Raw genomic sequence first — 19,266 nt, forward strand, 5'->3', positions numbered from 1 at the left:
TTGGTAGCTCGTCGGGCTCATAACCCGAAGGTCGTTGGTTCAAATCCAGCCCCCGCAACCACTTAACTTTTCATCCATAACCATTTATCCTGTTATTATTGCATGAAAGTTCGAAACAAGTGGCTTCATTATAGTTAGTTTTAAATGTAAGCCTCGCATGTCGAGGTTTTTTTACGTTTCGATTTAAGCGTAAGTTTTTAAGGAATGTTGGGCTTCATGCCCTTTTTTATTTTCTGCAGTGGAGGTTTGTTTGGCTAATATAGAGCAACAATTGACCGATATCATTCAAGAGCCTGTTAATGCGCTTGGTTTTGAATTAGTCGGTATTGAATATATCCGTGGCCGTTACCCAGTGTTACGAGTTTATATTGATAGTGAAGAGGGTATTTCTGTTGATGATTGTGCTGATGTTAGCCGACAAATTAGTGCGGTACTTGATGTCGAAGATCCTATCAAAGATGCCTACAATCTTGAAGTCTCATCACCAGGTATGGACAGACCATTATTCACGCTTGAGCATTATAAACGTTTTATTGGTGAAGAAATTACGATGAGTTTACGTATCCCTGTTGCTAATCGTCGTAAATGGAAAGGACATATTAAATCCATTGATAATGAGATGATTACATTAACAGTTGATAATAATGATGAGGTATTTGCTTTTAGTAATATACAAAAAGCAAACATTGTACCTAATTTTAACCTTAAATAGAGTACGGGTGTAAAGGATGAATAAAGAAATTTTAGCTGTTGTTGAAGCGGTATCAAATGAAAAAGCACTTACGCGAGATAAAATTTTTGAAGCGTTAGAAACCGCATTAGCGACGGCAACCAAAAAGAAACATACAGTTGATATTGATGTTGTCGTTAAGATTGATCACAAAACGGGTGATTATGACACATTCCGTCGTTGGCTTGTTGTGAACGAAGTCACTCAACCGACGAAAGAAATGACTTTAGAAGCTGCGCAATACGAAGATCCTTCAGTAAAAATTGGTGATTACGTTCAAGAGCAGATAGAATCGGTTGCCTTCGATCGTATTACTACGCAAACAGCCAAACAAGTGATTGTGCAAAAAGTTCGTGAAGCTGAACGTGCGATGGTTATCGACATGTTTAGAAATCGAATCGGCGATATCGTAACGGGAATTGTTAAAAAGACTAATCGTGATAGCGTTATCCTTGACTTAGGAAATAATGCTGATGCGATGATGTCCCGCCATGATATGTTACCACGCGAAAACTTTCGTATAGGCGATAGGGTTCGCGGGATCTTATATTTAGTTGAACAAGATAATAAACCGGCACAACTTTGTATCAGTCGTTCAAATCCACAAATGATGGAAGAGTTATTCCGCATTGAAGTACCAGAAATTGGTGAAGAAATGATTGATATTAAAGGTGTTGCTCGTGATCCAGGCTCACGTGCTAAAATCGCAGTAAGCAGTAATGATCGTCGTATCGATCCTGTTGGTGCTTGTGTTGGGATGCGTGGTGCGCGTGTTCAGGCTGTATCCAATGAATTTGGTGGTGAGCGTATTGATATCGTTTTATGGGATGACAATCCGGCACAATTTGTAATTAATGCTATGGCGCCTGCCGATGTAGTTTCTATTGTTGTTGATGAAGATAAACATACAATGGATGTTGCTGTCAATGCCGACACTTTACCACAGGCAATTGGTCGTAACGGTCAAAATATTCGTTTAGCTTCGCAGCTGACCGGCTGGACATTAAATGTCATGAGTACCGAAGATTTGCAAGAAAAGCATCATGCAGAATCATTTGCAGCAATTAATAATCTGATTAAACATCTGGACATTGATGAAGAGTTAGCAAAACTTTTAGTAGAAGAAGGATTTACTTCACTGGAAGAACTTGCTTACGTTCCTGTTGATGAATTGCTTGAAATTGAAGAACTTGATGAAGAACTCGTTGAAGCATTAAGAAATAGAGCCAAAGATGCATTAACTACAATAGCATTAGCTAATAGTGGTGATAAACGACCTGCGCAAGATTTATTAGATTTGCCAGGTATGACACAAGAATTAGCCTATCAATTAGCCCAACATGATGTAATCACCTTGGAAGACTTAGCTGAACAAGGTACAGATGATCTAGTCGGGATTGAAGGTTTAACAAGTAATCAAGCTGGCGACTTTATTATGGCTGCTCGTAATATTTGTTGGTTTGCAAATGAATAATTGAGGGATAGTAATACATGACCAAAGTATCAATCGAAACACTGGCTCAAGAGATAAATACTCCAGTGCAAACACTTTTGCAACAGTTTGCTGATGCAGGTATTAAAAAAACTGCAACAGATACTGTTACACAAAAGGAAAAAGAAGCTTTGCTTGCGCATCTAAATCCTCAGCAAGGCCCAACAAAATTAACGTTACAACGTAAAACACATTCTACCTTGAATGTATCGAGTGGCGGTGGCAAAAGCAAAGAAATTAAAATAGAAGTACGCAAAAAACGTACAATTGTTAAGCAAGATCCTGCTGAACTTGAAAAAGCACGACTTGAAGCTGAACGCAAAGCCAAACAGGAAGCTGAATTAAAAGCACGTAAAGAAGCTGAAGCACAAGCACAATTAGCTGCTCAAGAAGCCAAAAAACGTGAAGAGGCCGAAGCTGAAAAACGTGCACAAGAAGCAAAAGCGAAAGAAGCTGAAAAAGCAGCAGAACAATCAGTGACACCTAAGGTAAAAAAAGCACAAGAAGAAAAAGCGCGTCTTGAAGCCGAAGCTAACGAAATTAAACGTAAAGCTGAAGAAGAAAATCGTCGCAAACTAGAAGCCGAAGCTAAACGCATGGCTGAAGAAGCGCGAAAATTAGCAGAACAATATAGTGATGCTGATGATAATGACAATGACAACAATGGTGATGAAGAAGATTATCATGTTACTACGTCTAAATTTGCACGCGCAGCAGAAGACGATACCGACCGTGAAGTTGAAAGCGCACGTGGTCGAGGTCGTAATGCAAAACAGACCAAACAGAAAAAAGGCAGCAAATTATCTGAAGGTAAAGCAGAACGTGAAGAAGCCCGTGCTGTTACTCGTGGTAATAATAAAAAGAAAGGTAAAAGTACCTTACAACAAAGTTTTAATAAACCTGTACAAGCGGTTAACCGAGATGTAGTTATTGGTGAAACGATTACCGTTGCTGAACTCGCTAACAAAATGGCAGTAAAAGGTTCAGAAGTTATCAAAACGATGATGAAAATGGGGGCAATGGCAACCATTAATCAGGTTATCGATCAGGAAACAGCTCAGCTAGTTGCTGAAGAAATGGGACACAAAGTCGTTCTTCGTCGTGAAAACGAACTAGAAGAATCTTTAATGAGTGATCGTGATACGGGTGCGGAAAAAGTGTCACGGGCTCCGGTTGTGACCATTATGGGACATGTAGACCATGGTAAAACTTCATTGCTTGACTATATTCGTAAAGCAAAAGTTGCCTCAGGTGAAGCAGGTGGTATTACTCAGCATATCGGTGCTTATCATGTTAAAACAGCAAATGGTGAGATCACTTTCTTAGATACACCGGGACATGCGGCATTTACTTCAATGCGTGCTCGTGGTGCAAGAGCAACTGATATTGTTGTTCTTGTCGTGGCAGCTGATGATGGCGTCATGCCTCAAACTATCGAAGCAATCCAACATGCTAAAGCTGCAAATGTACCTATGGTTGTTGCCGTAAACAAAATCGATAAACCCGAAGCCGATCCAGAACGTGTAAAAGGTGAACTTGCACAATATGGTGTCATGTCAGAAGATTGGGGTGGAGACACACAATTTGTTCATGTATCAGCTAAAGCAGGAACAGGTATAGATCAACTGCTTGAAGCCATTTTGTTACAAGCGGAAGTACTTGAACTCACAGCTTACGAAACCGGTATGGCTAGTGGTGTGGTTATTGAATCATTCCTTGATAAAGGTCGTGGTTCTGTTGCTACAGTACTTGTTCAATCAGGAACATTACGTAAAGGCGATATCGTTCTATGTGGGTTTGAATATGGTCGTATTCGTGCAATGCGCAACGAATTAGGTAAAGAAGTGACCGAAGCAGGTCCATCAATTCCTGTTGAGATTTTAGGTCTATCGGGCGTACCTTCTGCTGGTGATGAAGCAACAGTTGTACGTGATGAAAAGAAAGCACGTGAAGTGGCATTATATCGTCAAGGAAAATTCCGTGACGTTAAACTTGCTCGACAACAAAAAGCGAAGCTCGAAAACATGTTTACTAACATGACTGAAGGTGATGTATCTGAACTTAATATCGTGCTAAAAGCCGACGTTCAAGGTTCGGTTGAAGCGATTTCTGACTCACTACTTAAACTCTCAACTGATGAAGTTAAAGTTAAAATTATTGGTTCGGGTGTTGGTGGAATTACCGAAACGGACGCATCGCTTGCAGCAGCATCGAATGCCATAATTTTAGGCTTTAACGTACGTGCCGATGCTTCAGCTCGTAAAGTGATTGAAACAGAAAATTTAGACCTTCGCTACTATTCAGTTATTTATGATCTGATTGATGAAGTGAAACAAGCCATGAGTGGTATGCTAGCTCCAGAGTACAAACAAGAAATTATTGGTCTTGCCGAAGTCCGTGATGTGTTTAAATCACCTAAATTTGGTGCAATCGCTGGTTGTATGGTTACTGAAGGTGTGGTTAAACGTCATAATCCAATCCGTGTTTTACGTGATAACGTGGTTATTTATGAAGGCGAACTTGAATCACTACGTCGCTTTAAAGATGACGTTAATGAAGTTCGTAACGGAATGGAATGTGGTATCGGTGTACGTAACTATAATGATGTTCGTGTTGGGGATTCAATCGAAGTCTTTGAAACTATCGAAATCAAGCGTACAATTTAATAACGATGACATTACCATGTTATAAGCAAGGTTTATGCCTTGCTTATTCATATTTTAAGGAAAATAGATATGGCAAAAGCATTTAATCGCTCTTCTCGTGTTGGACATGAATTGCAAAAAGAGATTGCAATCATACTACAACGCGAAATCAAAGATCCACGTCTAGGCATGGTTACTGTTTCGGGTGTTGATATCTCACGCGACCTTTCCTACGCGAAAGTATTTGTAACTTTTTTAAATGATGATGATCCACAAGTTATTGAACAAGGTCTAACCGTACTCAATGATGCGAAAGGATATATTCGAACTTTAATAGGCAAAGCAATGCGTTTACGCATTATTCCTGAAATCAAATTCTTTTATGATGAATCATTGGTTAAAGGTATGCAAATGTCTAGTTTAGTCTCTGATGTTATCAAACAGGATAACGAACGTCATAAAGATTAACATAAAAAATGCCATGATTTTAAACTAAATCTAGTGGTTTTATTTTTTAAGATAAAGAAATTAACAATGAATATTAAAAAAATTCGCCGTGAACTTCACGGCGTTTTGTTATTAGACAAGCCGCAAGGCATGACCTCGAATGATGCTTTGCAAAAAGTCAAAAGACTCTTCAACGCTAAAAAAGCAGGGCATACAGGTGCGCTCGACCCTTTAGCGACAGGCATGTTACCCATCTGTTTTGGTGAAGCGACCAAATTTTCTCAATATTTGTTGGATTCTGATAAACGATATCAAGTTATTGCTAAACTAGGTGAACGAACAGATACGTCAGATGCAGACGGTCAAATCATCTGTTCTAAACCTGTCAATATTACTCAATCACAAATTGATGAAGCGTTAACGCATTTTCGTGGGGATATTTTACAAGTGCCAACCATGTTTTCGGCATTAAAGCACCAAGGTAAACCACTTTATGAATATGCTCGGCAAGGCATTGTCATTGAACGAGAAGCAAGACCCATTACCGTTTACGAAAATCAATTTATCCAATTTGATGCCAATACTCATGAATTAACTTTAGAAATACATTGCTCTAAGGGAACGTATATTCGAACGATTATTGATGATTTAGGAGAATTACTGGGTTGTGGTGCACATGTCATTTATTTAAGACGTCTGCAAGTTTCTAATTATCCCATTCAACAAATGGTAACTTTAGATGCGCTACACAATTTAGCTGATAAAGATGCTTTGTTAATGCCAGTAGATAGCCCAATGAATGCGTACCCAAAGGTCACACTCACTGAACAACAAGGTAAGCATATTTTATTAGGTCGAACAATAGAAATAGATACGGTCATTAACGATGAGATAACTTCACCTCAAGAAACGTTAGTCAGGATTTATCAAGATCAAACATTTATCGGGGCGGGCGTTCAGATAAAAAATAAACTCTCACCAAAACGATTGATATCATCATAGTCATAAAACAGAATCCAACAGAAATAAACGTTCTGCTACTATTAATAATAGCGACGATGTTTAATTATAGACTAGTTAATAAATAGGGATTCTGTTTCAACAAGGTGGTATTGCAAAGTTGATGCAGTTTTTTGTTTGAGTATGTCACAAAGTAAACGGGCTGATTTTTTTCCCATTTTAGATAAAGGTTTATAAATTCGGCTAAGCTGGTCTAATTCATTATATTGACGATCTTTTGAATGATTAATATAAGTAATAGCGATAGGGGTCGTTAGCTGATCCTTGCTTTGATTCACTTGATGCAATATTCCCAGTACCGCAGCAAAAGGGTGTTGAGAATTTTTTTGATCATAATATTGTTCATCCAAATAATTTAAATGAATATTATCCGAGCAAATAATCGCAGTGGGTGGTTTGTTACTTTCAATTAATTTTTTGATAGCCGAACGCCCTTGCTCATAACTAAAGCAATGATGAATTAGGTAATTAGGATCAAACTTAATGTTAGACCTCAGAAGGGCTTGCTGATAACCTTGTAAAAAAAGAGTTGAACTCTTTTTATGACTGTCATTGATGATAACTGCAATTTTTTTATGTATTTGATGCACTAAATATTGAGTAATATTATAGGCTATGGTCAAGTGATCGAAATAAACGCAATTAAAATCAAGCGAAAAATGGTTAACTAAAATAATAGGTGGTAAGGTGGATTTGTAGTTTTTGAGGATATCTAAATAGGGAGCATCATTAATAATCACGATACCATCAAAAATGTTTTGGGTTGCATATCGAATTAAATGATGAATATCATTTGGGCTGGAATAGGCGAAGCGTAAATAAAAAAATTGGTATCCCGCTTCTTTTAAACCACTTTCTAAACCAATATTGATTAAACTTTGCGAGAATAATTGATTATCAATAATTAAAATTTTTTGCGTTTCACACTCTACATGATAGGGTTTAGTATTAAAGGGTGTATCAATCCCCAACTCCTCAATTGCTTTATAAACACGTGATTGTGTTAATGCAGAAGTTAAATTGGGCGTGTTTAATACTCTTGACACGGACGCAATTGATAAATTTGCCTTTTGGGCAATCACAGCTAAAGTAACTTTATTCATAAAATAGGATTTTAACGTGTAACATGGTGCATCACTTTAATCATAATTTTATAATGTGTAACGGATAAAAAATGAATTTGTCGATCTTGCTTCCAAAATTAATAGCTCTTTTTTTTCAGCTTTCCTCACAAATATAATGTTATAATCTTTGATAAATTTTATTGATTGGGTTTATATATGTCAGCATGGAATATTGCCATTGTTGGTGCGACAGGACAAGTAGGTTCTGCGCTCATTGAGTTACTGCAAGAGTATACTCAAAAAAATCATAGTATTGAAATTGATAATCTCTACCTAGTCGGCAGTGATAACAGTGCTGGCGAGATTATTCGATTTGCAGGTAAAAATTTAACGGTTATTGATAGTGCTCAAATGGACTTTAGTCAATGCCATTTTGCTTTTTTTGTCGCAGGTGCGAAAACCAGTGAAAAATATGCTCAACAAGCAGCACAAGCAGGATGCATTGTGATTGATGCAAGTGGCTACTTTGCTGATCAAGATCATATTCCACTGATTGTGCCACAAGTGAACAATCATGTTTTAGCTGAATACCGTAACGAAAACATTATTGCGGTAGCCAGTGCCCCCGTTTCTCAATTACTTCGCTGTGTTGCACCTTTAACAGATATCGAGTTACTCACTAATTTGCATGTAACAAGTTTCATTCCCTCTTCAATGTATGGCAAACCAGGCGTTGAAGAACTGGCTGGTCAAAGTGCTCGATTATTAAATGGTATGCCTGTTGATAATGACTTATTCGACAAACAGCTTGCTTTCAATCTGTTGCCTATTTCACATGAATCTGATAATTCATCATACGGTGAAAAATCACTGATAAATCAGATTCGTAAAGTTATCAATAATTATCAGCTGCCAATATCGATTGAATCTGTTATTGTTCCGGTATTTTATGGACTTGCTCAAGCGGTAAATGTTTCTAGCAGTTTACCGATTGAATTAGATATGGCACGTTTTAGCGAATATGGTGTTGAATTACAAGGGGATACGCTTTCAACTCCTGTTACTGAAGTTAATGCCGAATCAGAATCTAATTTGACGATTAAATTATCCAATTTAAGGCATAGTTTTGGTCATTATGAACAAATCCAATTTTGGTCGGTTGCTGATAATATTCGCTATTTAGGTGGAATGATGCTCATCCAGACGCTTGAGATGCTGATTAATGACTACCTCTAAAATTGCACTGGGTATTGAATATGATGGCAGTGGATATTTTGGTTGGCAACGCCAACAATCCGTTGATTCAGTCCAAGAAAGATTAGAGTCTGCTTTATCGGTTATCGCCGATGAGCCTATTACGGTTTTTTGTGCAGGTCGAACGGATGCGGGGGTCCATGCAACAGGACAGGTTATTCACTTTGAAACAAAAGCACAACGATCTCACAGTGCATGGACAATGGGGGTCAATTCCCACTTACCATCAAATATTGCGGTGCGGTGGTCTCAACCTGTTGCGGAAAGTTTTCATGCAAGATTCAGCGCAACTGCTCGACGTTATCGTTATGTGATTTATAATCACCGTTACCGTCCTGCAATTTTATCAAAAGGGGTTACGCATTACTATTTACCCCTTAATGAAAAGCTCATGCATGAAGCTGCACAATATCTGTTAGGAGAAAACGACTTTTCATCATTTAGAGCCGCACAATGTCAGTCGTTAACGCCTTGGCGAAACATTCATCAAATTAGTGTAACCAGACAGGGTGACTATGTGATTGTGGATATAAAAGCGAATGCGTTCGTACATCATATGGTAAGGAATATCGTCGGCAGTTTGCTAGAAGTTGGCGCTGAAAATCAAAAGCCGCAATGGATTGATGATTTATTGAAAGCTAAAGATAGAACACGGGCGGCAGCAACAGCAAAACCGGAAGGTTTGTATTTAGTTCAGGTGGATTATCCACTAGAATATCAAATACCCAATCTTGCATTAGGCCCCTTATTTTTGAGCTAGCTAAATGATAAGCTTAAATATGAATTAAATTAAAAAAGATGAATCTAATGAATACTGATGAAATCATTACCAATAAAGACGGTAATAATCAAAATGCGAAAAACGCAAAACTACATAGCTTAAAATTGCCTCCCCATTCCATAGAGGCAGAGCAAGCTGTTCTCGGTAGTTTAATGCTGGATAATCAGCGTTGGGATGTCGTTGCTGAAATGATAACCGAACGGGATTTTTATTCACGTCATCATCAACTTATCTTCGCTGAAATGCATATTTTAGTGGGTAAAGGAACACCAATAGATTTAATTACGCTTTCAGAAAGTTTAGAAAGTAAGGATTTGCTTGCTGACGTGGGGGGATTTGCTTATTTAGCTGAATTATCAAAAAACACCCCGAGCGCCATCAATGTTGTGGCATATAGTGATATTATTCGGCAACAAGCTATATTGCGTGAACTTATCAGCGCATCAAATGAGATTGCAGATAACTGTTATGCGACAGAAGGGCGAGACAGTAGTGAAATATTGGATTTAGCTGAAAGTAAAATCTTTCAAATTGCTGAAAGCCGTACCAAGCAAGGAGAGGGGCCAAAAAGCATAACTGAAGTGCTGGAAGCGACGGTTGCTAAAATCGAAGAACTGTTCCAACGCCCACATGATGGTGTCACTGGTGTTTCTACAGGTTTTCTTGATTTAGACAAAAAGACAGCTGGCTTGCAACGTTCAGATTTAATCATTATTGCCGCACGTCCTTCTATGGGAAAAACAACTTTCGCCATGAATTTGTGTGAAAATGCAGCAATGATGCAAGAAAAACCGGTATTAATATTCAGTTTAGAAATGCCTTCAGAACAAATTATGATGCGTATGCTCGCTTCACTTTCTCGAGTAGACCAAACACGTATTCGTACTGGTCAATTACAAGATGATGATTGGGCTCGTATTTCAAGTACCATGGGTATTTTGCTTGAAAAGAAAAATATTTATATCGATGACTCTTCCGGATTAACGCCAATGGAATTACGTTCACGTGCCAGACGTATTTATCGGGAACATAAAGGGTTAAGTATGATCATGGTCGATTATCTACAGCTGATGCGTGTACCGAATATGTCTGAAAATCGAACGTTGGAAATTGCTGAAATATCACGATCATTAAAAGCATTAGCAAAAGAATTACAAATTCCGGTTGTTGCACTATCACAGTTAAATCGTAGTCTTGAACAACGGGCAGATAAAAGACCAGTGAATTCGGATTTACGTGAATCCGGATCGATTGAACAAGATGCCGATGTAATCATGTTTATTTATCGTGATGAAGTGTATAACGAAGCATCTGAACACAAAGGAATTGCCGAAATTATTTTAGGTAAACAGCGTAATGGTCCAATAGGTAAAGTAAGATTAAAATTCCAAGGTCAATTTTCACGCTTTGATAATTATGCTGATTCAAGCAAATATATGGATGATGAATAGTTAAAAAATTCCTAAGCGAAAATTGCGTAAATGTCATGACGACTAACAAGTCACATTTACGCAATTTTATTAATGGTTAATTTTGACGGCTTTTAATATAGGCATAACTTTGTGTAAAAACAAAAATAGTAGCTTGTAGAATCACAATGCATGCACTGGTAGAAGCATCTAAATGATAACTGATCAATGTTCCCATAACGGTTGAAAATACAGAAATTAACACCGCAATAACTAACATTCTTTCAAATCGTTTACTGATTAAAAAAGCAGTAATACCTGGTGCAATCAACATAGCAATGACCAATATAACCCCAGCTGCTTTTAGCGATCCTACAATAGTTAAAGCTAGAATACTCAGTAATCCATAATGTAATAATCGAACGGGTAATCCAACCACTCTTGCTTGAACAGGATCAAAACAATAAAGCATGAGATCACGACGCTTAATGATAACAATAATAGACACGACAGCAGCAATAAAAATAATCTGTATTAATTCTGCATAACTTGTACCAAGTACACTACCAAATAAGATATGGTTCAAATGTTGCGACGTATCAACTTTAGAAAATAACACTAAACCGAATGCAAACATACCGGAAAACACAATTCCCATGACGGTATCTTCTTTAATTCGGCTGTTTTCTTTTATAAAACCGGTAGCGACTGAGCAAAATAAACCTGACACAAAAGCCCCGATAATAATGGGAATTCCGGCTAAGAAGGCAAGTACAATACCGGGTAATACTGCATGTGATATAGCATCGCCCATCAATGACCACCCTTTCAAAACTAAAAAGCACGATAGTAGGGCACAAACTATACCGGTTGCAAGCGCGGCTAAAATGGCTCTTTGCATAAGAGGAATTGTAAAAGGATGAAAAATAAAATACCCTATATCAGTCATACTTAATCCCCTTTACTTAAGCGAAGTTGTCTAATTTTACGGCGATTAGAAATTAATCCTTGTTTAGGCGCAAATAAAAAAGCAAAAATAAAAACTAACGTTTGCAATGTGACAATAACACCACCTGTTTCACCATTTAAAAAGTAACTAAACCACGCTCCAATAGCACTGGTTAGTGCACCAATTATTACCGAAATAATCAATAAATGTGAAAATCGATTAGTCAGCAAATAAGCGGTTGCACCGGGCGTGACAACCATTGCAATAACTAAAATTGCCCCAACCGTTTGTAAAGCTGCAACTGTGCAAGCACTTAAAATAGTAAAAAAAAGGATTTTTAAAGGCAAAGGTCTTAAACCGATTGATCTGGCATGAATTTCATCAAAAAACACAACTAATAAATCCTTCCAGAATAATAATAAAAGTACAACCGAAACCAATATGATAATCTGTACTTGCCACATATCACTATCATCAATACCTAAAATATTACCAAAAATAATTGTCTGGGCATTAATAGAAGTCGGATTTAATGAAAGAATTAATAAACCAATCGCAAAAAAAGTAGAAAAAATAAAACCAATAATGGCATCTTCTTTTAATCGGGTCATTGCTCTTACCATGGTAATAGAAAGTGCAGCCAATAATCCCGTAAAAAAAGCGCCTACCGAATAAGGTAAACCCAGTGCATAAGCTCCGGCAACACCAGGGACCACTGAATGAGATAAAGCATCGCCCATTAATGACCAGCCCTTCAACATTAAAAAGGCAGATAAAAAAGCACAAGCTGCGCCGACAATGCTACTTACCCAGATGGCTTTTAGCATAAAGTCATAACTAAATGGTTCAAGAAGGAGTTCCATTTATTGCTGTCCTTTTGGTTCATGATCATGATGTTCAACAAGTAAATCTTGATGAGGGGAATCATCTTTACCTTCACCATAAAATATTGCTGCACGTTCATCATCGGTTAAAATAGATACCTTGCGAGGATCTTCATCTTCATGTAACTTTTCACCCGAAAGACTTAAATAACGCAAAGCACCGCCAAAAGTAGTCATTAAATTTTGAGGGGTAAACGTGGATTGGGTTGATCCAAAAGCCAGAACAGTTTGATTAATCAAAACAACTTGATCACAAAATTCAGGCACACTACCTAAATTATGGGTAGAAACTAAAATTAAATGCCCCTCATCACGAAGATCCTTCAAAAGTTCAATAATGGCATTTTCTGTTTTAACATCAACCCCAGTAAAAGGCTCATCTAATAAAAGTACTTTACCTTGTTGAGCTAACGCTCTGGCTAAAAATACACGTTTTTTTTGACCGCCAGAAAGCTCGCCAATTTGTCGATGTTTAAATTCGAGCATATCTACACGCTTTAGGGCAATATCAACTTGTCTTTTATCCTCTTTACTTGGAATACGTAAAAAAGACATATGTCCATAACGTCCCATCATTACTACGTCAGACACTAACACAGGAAAATCCCAATCAACCTCTTCCGTTTGGGGTACATAAGCAATAATATTTTGTTTTAATGCTTGTTTTACAGGCGTATTATTAAAAGTCACTTGTCCCTTAGTTGGTCGTATCATCCCCATAATGCTTTTAAACAGTGTAGATTTACCACTACCATTAACGCCAACCAGTGCACATATAGTGCCACCATGTAAGCTAAAACTTGCATCATGAATAGCAGTGTGACCATTATTATAAGTCACAGTAATATCATCAACGTTTAGGCAAATTTGAGTCATCAGTTTTCAAACCCCTTAGCTATTGTTTCAACAGTCACTTTTAATAAATCGATATAGGTTGGTACTGGGCCATCTTTAGTTGAAAGTGAATCAACATATAACACACCTCCATACTTAGCACCTGTCTCTTTACTTACCTGCTTAGCCGGTTTATCCGAAATCGTACTTTCACTAAAAACAACCGGAATATTATTTTTACGAACCGTATCAATCAGATTTTTAACTTGTTTAGGTGTGCCTTGCTGCTCAGCATTAATAGGCCACAAATACGCTTCTTTAAGATTATAATCTCTTGCCAAATAACTAAAAGCCCCTTCACTGGTGACTAACCAACGCTGAGATTCTGGAATTTTGGCTAGGCGTTCTCTTAAAGGCGCATCAAGAGCTTTAATCTTAGCAACATAATCGGCAGCATTCTTATTGTAAATATCGGCATGTTTCGGATCATATTTAACAAAAGCTGCACGAATATTTTCAATATAAGTTAAAGCAAGTGTCGGAGACATCCAAGCATGTGGATTAGGATTACCTTTATAACTTCCTTCCTGAATCGGCATAGGGTCAATTCCTTCTGTTACCGTAACCGAAGGAACATCTTTAATATCTTCAAAAAAACGCTTAAACCAAAGTTCTAAATTAAGTCCATTCCATAATACTAAATCGGCAGAAAGTGCTTTGGTAATATCTTGAGGGGTTGGATCATATTCATGAATCTCGGCACCAACTTTAGTGATTGACTCAACTATCGCTGCATCGCCCGCAATATTTTGTGCGATATCTTGAATCACGGTAAATGTCGTAACAACTTTAAATTTTTTTTCTTCAGCGATTGCAGAGTTAGCCACGCCAGTAAGAATAATTAATGATGTAAAAATTAAATTTAATAAAGTTTTACGACTTTTGATAGAATTGAATTTCATTAGCAACTCCTATTTAATAATATACTCAATCATCTTCAAGATACCGAGAAATCAAGGAAAACGTGAAAGCTAAAAAGAAATCCTTTTCATAATAGCTTCCTTTAACTATCTAATAAAGTGATAAAAATAAATACACTTTAAATGTTAATGAGAATTATTATCATTTAAGTCGCTAAAGTCAAATAAATTTGTTTAATTTAGTCAATTTTAAATTATTAGATAACGTATTTTAAATAAATATTTATTGAAAAAGGAGATAGCCTTATCTATTAAAATAATAGCCATTTTAATAATTGATTTATTGAGTTAACTATAGTTAAAAAAATTTAAAAAACATTTTAAAAATTGAATTAGCATTAAATTTAATAAAATTTATTTAAAAATGATTAAAAAACAATCCATCAGTTCACATCTGCGACATCATAAAAACCCTTTATTTTGCTAGAAAAATAAGCAAATTTTAAAAAAAATTCTTTATGAAAAAATTAATTAATTTAAGCGTTAAGATTGTAATTAATTCGTAAATCGTGTAATTTATTCACAACTTAAGGGTAATTATTTATTTTAGCCTTTAAAGGGAATGGAAATTTAGGAGAAATTATGTCAAACAGTTATCAAAATGAAGTCCCAGCTGCCCGCGTGAATATCAGTTTAGATTTACACACTGGCGGAGCCTCAAAGAAAGTTGAACTACCACTTAAAATATTGTCAATTGGCGATTATGGTCGTGGAAAAGATAAACGTTCACTTTCTGAAAAAGAAAAAGTATCGATTAATAAAAATAATTTCGATGCAGTGTTAAACGATTTTAGACCAGAAGCTAAAATAAGTGTACCTAATACACTTGCAGATGATGGTAGTGACATCAGTGTTGATTTGGTGTTTGAATCTATGAAAGATTTTTCACCAGAACAAGTCGCTAAAAAAATCCCACAACTACGTTCTTTACTTGCAATGCGCAATCTATTAAGAGATTTGAAATCAAATCTATTAGATAACGCTACTTTCCGCTATGAACTTGAAAAAATAGTGAAAGATCAACAACTCTCTGATGAGCTCCGTGCTGAATTAGAATCAATTGTATCTGAAAGTAAAAAATAAAATTTTAATCAATCAAAACTCAATTTGCACAGCAAAATATAAAGTTTGATAAAAATTAAGAGATAAAAGTAATGAACGTACAAAAACAAAGCAATGCTAGTAAAGCAACCGTAGTAGAAGAGAATGGTAGTGTTTACCAATCTTTATTCGATAAAATCAATCTAAGTCCAATCAAAAAAGCGGGTGAAATTGATAAATTTGAAGATAACGAAGTATTATTTGAAGCTTCACAAGATGAACGTGTCACAATGGCAATCAATATTTTATTAAAATTGATTCAAAGTTCATCGCAAAAGATTGAAAAATTAGATAAACACCTATTAGATTATCACATCAGTCAAATAGACCAAAAATTAAGTCGTCAACTTGATGCTATTATGCATCACGAAACGTTCCAAGAAATCGAAGGAACATGGCGTGGTTTAAAATTCTTAGTTGACCGTACTGATTTCCGTCGTAATGTCAAAATTGAACTTTTAGATGTTTCAAAAGAAGATCTTCGCCAAGATTTCGAAGATGCGCCAGAAATTATCCAAACAGGTTTCTATCGTCATACCTATATTCAAGAATATGACACACCGGGTGGCGAACCAATTGGTGTAACAATTTCAAATTATGAGTTTGATCGTAGTTCACAAGACATCTCATTGTTACGTAATATTTCTAAAGTTGCAGCTGCTGCACATATGCCATTTGTAAGCTCTGTTGGTCCAAAATTCTTTGGTAAAGAAACCATGGAAGAAGTTGCCGCAATTAAAGATATTGGCAACTATTTCGACCGTGCAGAATACACTAAATGGAACAGCTTCCGTGAAACTGATGATTCACGCTACATCGGCTTGACTTTACCAAGAGTACTTGCTCGTCTGCCATATGGACCAGATACAATACCGGTACGCAGCTTCAATTATGTTGAAGATGTAAAAGGACTTGATCACAACCGTTATTTATGGACTAATGCATCCTATGCGTTTGCAGCAAACATGACTCAAAGCTTTATTCGTAATGGTTGGTGTGTACAAATTCGTGGACCGCAAGCAGGTGGACTAGTTGAAGATTTACCAATTCACCTTTATGATTTAGGTACTGGTAATCAAGTAAAAATTCCTACCGAAGTGCTTATCCCTGAAACACGCGAATTTGAATTTGCTAATTTAGGATTCATCCCATTATCTTTCTATAAAAATAGAGATTATGCATGTTTCTTCTCTGCGAACTCAACGCAAAAACCAGCACTTTATGATACAAAAGAAGCAACAGCAAACAGCCGTATTAATGCTCGTTTACCTTATATCTTCTTATTGTCACGAATTGCTCATTACTTAAAAGTTATTCAACGTGAAAATATCGGTGCAACTAAAGACCGCCGTATGTTAGAACTTGAATTAAATAAATGGATAAGCAACCTTGTCACTGAAATGACTGATCCAAGTGATGAAGTTCAAGCGGCTCACCCATTAAGAGAAGCAAAAGTCATTGTTGAAGATATTGAAGATAATCCAGGATTCTTCCGTGTTAAAACATTCTTAATTCCTCATTTCCAAATCGAAGGAATGGATATTAATTTATCAATGGTATCACAGATGCCAAAAGCTAAATCATAAGTATTAGCTTTTACTTGATTTCATTAATATCTATTAAGGAGTGTTAGGACACATGAAAATATTTCGTCCTTTATGGAATGAAGGCGTCTTTCTGACGCCTCAACAATTTCAACAACAAGCGTTGTGGGATCAATTCACTTCACAAAAATTAGCCACTCTAGCGGTGGCTAACCCATGGGGAATTGAAAACCTATCTATTGATTTGCAGGCACTAACCTTCGATCGATTACAAGCAGAATCAATAAGTATCCGATTTTCTGATGGTGTTGTCATCAATACGGATATAGCAGATAAACTACCGGAAGCAAGAATATTAAATACCGATATACCGGTCGAGCTTGAAGAAGTAACCGTTTTTATTGGTATACCGTTACTACAAGCCAACGGGGGTAACTGTTTACAAGAAAATCAACGTCTTGAACGCCCACTGCGTTATAGACAAGATTGGGTAGAAGTTACCGATTTATTGGGGCAAAATGTCGAAACTATATCTGTAGAGCATTATGCGTTAACATTCTTATTTGATTTTGAAAATCAAAGTGATTATCTAACCTGTCCTATAGCACGATTAAAACGAGATCTTAACGGGCGATTTGTACTGGATCAAGAATATCTTCCACCAATGTTAAACCTGCATACACAAAGTGGAACATTAGTTAAAGAACTTGAATTATTATGTGTTCAAATGCAAGCCAAACGGCAACATTTAACAGGAATGCGTCATGAGCGAAATCAACAAATGGCAGAATTTGCCACCGCTGATGTGTCATTATTTTGGTTGTTAAATGCATTAAATACTTATGAGCCTCAACTCAAATTTTTGCGTGATAATCCAACGATTCATCCTGAAAAGCTTTATCAAACATTAATAGCACTAACCGGTGCATTATTAACTTTCTCGCTTTTAAATAATGTAGATGGTATTCCAGCTTATCAACATAATAATCTTAATGAAGTTTTCCCTCCATTATTTGGATTAGTACGCAACTTACTGGAAGAAAGCTTACCTTCTCGAGTAATTAAAATTGAATTGGTTCATGACAAAGACACACTATGGACAGGACGATTAAATGACTCACGTCTTGTTGAAGATGCTGATTTCTATCTTTCTGTTCGTTCAAGTATGCCTGGTCATCAATTACAATCGCGGTTCCCAATCTTATGTAAAGCAGGTGCACCTGATGATGTTAGACAAATCATTCATTCTGCGTTATCTGGTATTCCAATTAAAGCATTGAGCCATGTTCCGGCAGCTATACCGGTACGTTTGGATAATCAATATTTTGCACTAGATCTTTCACATGAAGCGGCAAAAAATATGTTGCTTACACGCTGTTGTGAATTTTATGTACCACGTGCAATGCCTGATATTTCTTTGGAATTGTTTGCCGTATTGCGGTCATAGGATCAAATTATGAGTATAGAATCAAAACCAATTGTTATTGATGAATTATTACGAGATTCCATCTTAGTTGTAGTGCAGTTAAAAGCTAAAGCTGATATTCCATCAGGACATAAATTGTACGAAATTTGTAAACAACAAGTTATAACCGTACGAGAAAAATTACATCAAGCGCAGTATAGCCAAGATGTAATTGATGATATCAGTTATGCTTTATGTGCTTTATTAGATGAAACTGTATTACTTTGTCATCGAGATAATCCGAAAAATCAAGACTATGATGAATGGTTAGGTTCGCCATTACAAGTTATCTATTTTAACACGCACAGCGCGGGTGATGATCTATTCGATAAAATTCGTTCTCGCTTAAAAGCTGATAAAAAAGAAGGAATTGTTTTAGCTTGTTTTGACCGAGTATTAGGACTTGGTTTCCAAGGCTGTTATCTTGATAGACCTCAAATGGAACGAGAGCACCTGATACTCGCGCTACGTGAAGCTCTACGAGAATATGAGCCAGAACAATCATATCCAATCATTGAACAGACCAAAACATATCGTTATCAGTTTAGAAAAACCATTCTACTAGCTTGTACTGTCGTATCGGTTATTGTCGTTATTGGGCTTTACTTTTTATTGGATAATCAACTAGACAACTTGGTTAAGCAACTTGTTGGTTAAAAAGGTTTAT

Annotated in this window: 17 protein-coding genes; 12 read left to right on the forward strand and 5 right to left on the reverse strand. The window is 36.6% G+C overall.

Features of this window, described 5'->3' with window-relative positions; translation table 11 throughout:
* Window positions 1-250: 250 nt before the first annotated feature.
* From rimP to truB, 5 genes are all read left to right on the forward strand, one after another.
* A complete protein-coding gene (gene rimP, locus J3U35_RS07915; RefSeq protein WP_065559534.1) occupies window positions 251-712 on the forward strand; it encodes a ribosome maturation factor RimP in 462 nt (153 codons plus the stop codon).
* Window positions 713-728: 16 nt separating this feature from the next.
* Window positions 729-2,204, forward strand: a complete 1,476-nt coding sequence (nusA, locus tag J3U35_RS07920) for a transcription termination factor NusA (RefSeq protein ID WP_065559533.1) — start codon at window positions 729-731, stop codon at window positions 2,202-2,204.
* A 17-nt stretch (window positions 2,205-2,221) separates the two neighbouring features.
* Window positions 2,222-4,888 carry a translation initiation factor IF-2 gene (infB, locus tag J3U35_RS07925; RefSeq protein ID WP_267350519.1) on the forward strand — a complete coding sequence of 889 codons (2,667 nt, stop codon included), beginning with the start codon at window positions 2,222-2,224 and terminating at the stop codon, window positions 4,886-4,888.
* 69 nt (window positions 4,889-4,957) lie between these two features.
* Window positions 4,958-5,335 carry a 30S ribosome-binding factor RbfA gene (rbfA, locus tag J3U35_RS07930; RefSeq protein WP_065559531.1) on the forward strand — a complete coding sequence of 126 codons (378 nt, stop codon included), beginning with the start codon at window positions 4,958-4,960 and terminating at the stop codon, window positions 5,333-5,335.
* A gap of 66 nt (window positions 5,336-5,401) precedes the next feature.
* Window positions 5,402-6,316 carry a tRNA pseudouridine(55) synthase TruB gene (truB, locus tag J3U35_RS07935; RefSeq protein WP_267360646.1) on the forward strand — a complete coding sequence of 305 codons (915 nt, stop codon included), beginning with the start codon at window positions 5,402-5,404 and terminating at the stop codon, window positions 6,314-6,316.
* 71 nt (window positions 6,317-6,387) lie between these two features.
* On the opposite strand, the gene J3U35_RS07940 is transcribed toward truB, so the two are convergent.
* Window positions 6,388-7,437, reverse strand: coding sequence for a LacI family DNA-binding transcriptional regulator (locus J3U35_RS07940; RefSeq protein WP_267360647.1), 1,050 nt, complete (start codon window positions 7,435-7,437; stop codon window positions 6,388-6,390).
* Between the two features lie 177 nt (window positions 7,438-7,614).
* Here J3U35_RS07940 and J3U35_RS07945 point away from each other — a divergent pair, with 177 nt between their 5' ends.
* The 3 genes from J3U35_RS07945 (at window position 7,615) to dnaB (ending at window position 10,884) form a co-directional block, all read left to right on the forward strand.
* Window positions 7,615-8,634 (forward strand): aspartate-semialdehyde dehydrogenase, encoded by a 1,020-nt coding sequence (locus J3U35_RS07945; RefSeq protein WP_267360649.1) that lies wholly within the window; start codon window positions 7,615-7,617, stop codon window positions 8,632-8,634.
* Window positions 8,621-9,412, forward strand: a complete 792-nt coding sequence (gene truA, locus J3U35_RS07950; RefSeq protein WP_267350512.1) for a tRNA pseudouridine(38-40) synthase TruA — start codon at window positions 8,621-8,623, stop codon at window positions 9,410-9,412. Before J3U35_RS07945 ends, truA begins: the two co-directional genes overlap by 14 nt.
* Window positions 9,413-9,474: 62 nt before the next feature.
* Window positions 9,475-10,884: a replicative DNA helicase gene (gene dnaB, locus J3U35_RS07955; RefSeq protein WP_411597208.1), complete on the forward strand. Its 1,410-nt coding sequence runs from the start codon at window positions 9,475-9,477 to the stop codon at window positions 10,882-10,884.
* A 76-nt stretch (window positions 10,885-10,960) separates the two neighbouring features.
* Here dnaB and J3U35_RS07960 read toward each other — a convergent pair whose 3' ends face one another.
* The 4 genes from J3U35_RS07960 to J3U35_RS07975 are packed head-to-tail and all read right to left on the reverse strand — an operon-like array spanning window position 10,961 to window position 14,471.
* Entirely contained in the window at window positions 10,961-11,791 is an 831-nt protein-coding gene (locus J3U35_RS07960; protein ID WP_267360653.1) for a metal ABC transporter permease, read from the reverse strand.
* A 2-nt stretch (window positions 11,792-11,793) separates the two neighbouring features.
* The gene (locus tag J3U35_RS07965) at window positions 11,794-12,654 is read right to left on the reverse strand and encodes a metal ABC transporter permease (RefSeq protein ID WP_267350507.1); all 861 of its coding nucleotides are present in this window, start codon (window positions 12,652-12,654) and stop codon (window positions 11,794-11,796) included.
* Window positions 12,655-13,551 (reverse strand): manganese/iron ABC transporter ATP-binding protein, encoded by an 897-nt coding sequence (locus J3U35_RS07970; RefSeq protein ID WP_267350505.1) that lies wholly within the window; start codon window positions 13,549-13,551, stop codon window positions 12,655-12,657. It abuts the gene before it with no gap.
* Window positions 13,551-14,471 (reverse strand): metal ABC transporter substrate-binding protein, encoded by a 921-nt coding sequence (locus tag J3U35_RS07975; RefSeq protein ID WP_267360655.1) that lies wholly within the window; start codon window positions 14,469-14,471, stop codon window positions 13,551-13,553. Before J3U35_RS07975 ends, J3U35_RS07970 begins: the two co-directional genes overlap by 1 nt.
* A gap of 600 nt (window positions 14,472-15,071) precedes the next feature.
* Here J3U35_RS07975 and tssB point away from each other — a divergent pair.
* From tssB to tssL, 4 genes are all read left to right on the forward strand, one after another.
* On the forward strand, window positions 15,072-15,572 hold the full coding sequence (gene tssB, locus J3U35_RS07980) for a type VI secretion system contractile sheath small subunit (protein WP_065559521.1): 501 nt from the start codon (window positions 15,072-15,074) through the stop codon (window positions 15,570-15,572).
* Between the two features lie 71 nt (window positions 15,573-15,643).
* A complete protein-coding gene (gene tssC / locus J3U35_RS07985; protein WP_267350500.1) occupies window positions 15,644-17,176 on the forward strand; it encodes a type VI secretion system contractile sheath large subunit in 1,533 nt (510 codons plus the stop codon).
* 52 nt (window positions 17,177-17,228) lie between these two features.
* Window positions 17,229-18,581 (forward strand): type VI secretion system baseplate subunit TssK, encoded by a 1,353-nt coding sequence (gene tssK, locus J3U35_RS07990; RefSeq protein WP_267360657.1) that lies wholly within the window; start codon window positions 17,229-17,231, stop codon window positions 18,579-18,581.
* Between the two features lie 9 nt (window positions 18,582-18,590).
* A complete protein-coding gene (gene tssL, locus J3U35_RS07995) occupies window positions 18,591-19,256 on the forward strand; it encodes a type VI secretion system protein TssL, short form (RefSeq protein WP_267350495.1) in 666 nt (221 codons plus the stop codon).
* The last annotated feature ends 10 nt before the right edge of the window (window positions 19,257-19,266 follow it).

It is taken from the genome of Gilliamella sp. B2717 (assembly GCF_026536675.1).
GTDB lineage: Bacteria > Pseudomonadota > Gammaproteobacteria > Enterobacterales > Orbaceae > Gilliamella > Gilliamella apicola_I.

What these genes read in the sequence shown, in the direction of transcription:
- nusA (WP_065559533.1), top strand. Translation starts at nt 729, where the DNA reads ATGAATAAAGAAATTTTAGCTGTTGTTGAAGCGGTATCAAATGAAAAA.
- infB (WP_267350519.1), top strand. Translation starts at nt 2,222, where the DNA reads ATGACCAAAGTATCAATCGAAACACTGGCTCAAGAGATAAATACTCCA.
- rbfA (WP_065559531.1), top strand. Translation starts at nt 4,958, where the DNA reads ATGGCAAAAGCATTTAATCGCTCTTCTCGTGTTGGACATGAATTGCAA.
- truB (WP_267360646.1), top strand. Translation starts at nt 5,402, where the DNA reads ATGAATATTAAAAAAATTCGCCGTGAACTTCACGGCGTTTTGTTATTA.
- J3U35_RS07940 (WP_267360647.1), bottom strand. Translation starts at nt 7,437, where the DNA reads ATGAATAAAGTTACTTTAGCTGTGATTGCCCAAAAGGCAAATTTATCA.
- J3U35_RS07945 (WP_267360649.1), top strand. Translation starts at nt 7,615, where the DNA reads ATGTCAGCATGGAATATTGCCATTGTTGGTGCGACAGGACAAGTAGGT.
- truA (WP_267350512.1), top strand. Translation starts at nt 8,621, where the DNA reads ATGACTACCTCTAAAATTGCACTGGGTATTGAATATGATGGCAGTGGA.
- J3U35_RS07960 (WP_267360653.1), bottom strand. Translation starts at nt 11,791, where the DNA reads ATGACTGATATAGGGTATTTTATTTTTCATCCTTTTACAATTCCTCTT.
- J3U35_RS07965 (WP_267350507.1), bottom strand. Translation starts at nt 12,654, where the DNA reads ATGGAACTCCTTCTTGAACCATTTAGTTATGACTTTATGCTAAAAGCC.
- J3U35_RS07970 (WP_267350505.1), bottom strand. Translation starts at nt 13,551, where the DNA reads ATGACTCAAATTTGCCTAAACGTTGATGATATTACTGTGACTTATAAT.
- J3U35_RS07975 (WP_267360655.1), bottom strand. Translation starts at nt 14,471, where the DNA reads ATGAAATTCAATTCTATCAAAAGTCGTAAAACTTTATTAAATTTAATT.
- tssB (WP_065559521.1), top strand. Translation starts at nt 15,072, where the DNA reads ATGTCAAACAGTTATCAAAATGAAGTCCCAGCTGCCCGCGTGAATATC.
- tssC (WP_267350500.1), top strand. Translation starts at nt 15,644, where the DNA reads ATGAACGTACAAAAACAAAGCAATGCTAGTAAAGCAACCGTAGTAGAA.
- tssK (WP_267360657.1), top strand. Translation starts at nt 17,229, where the DNA reads ATGAAAATATTTCGTCCTTTATGGAATGAAGGCGTCTTTCTGACGCCT.
- tssL (WP_267350495.1), top strand. Translation starts at nt 18,591, where the DNA reads ATGAGTATAGAATCAAAACCAATTGTTATTGATGAATTATTACGAGAT.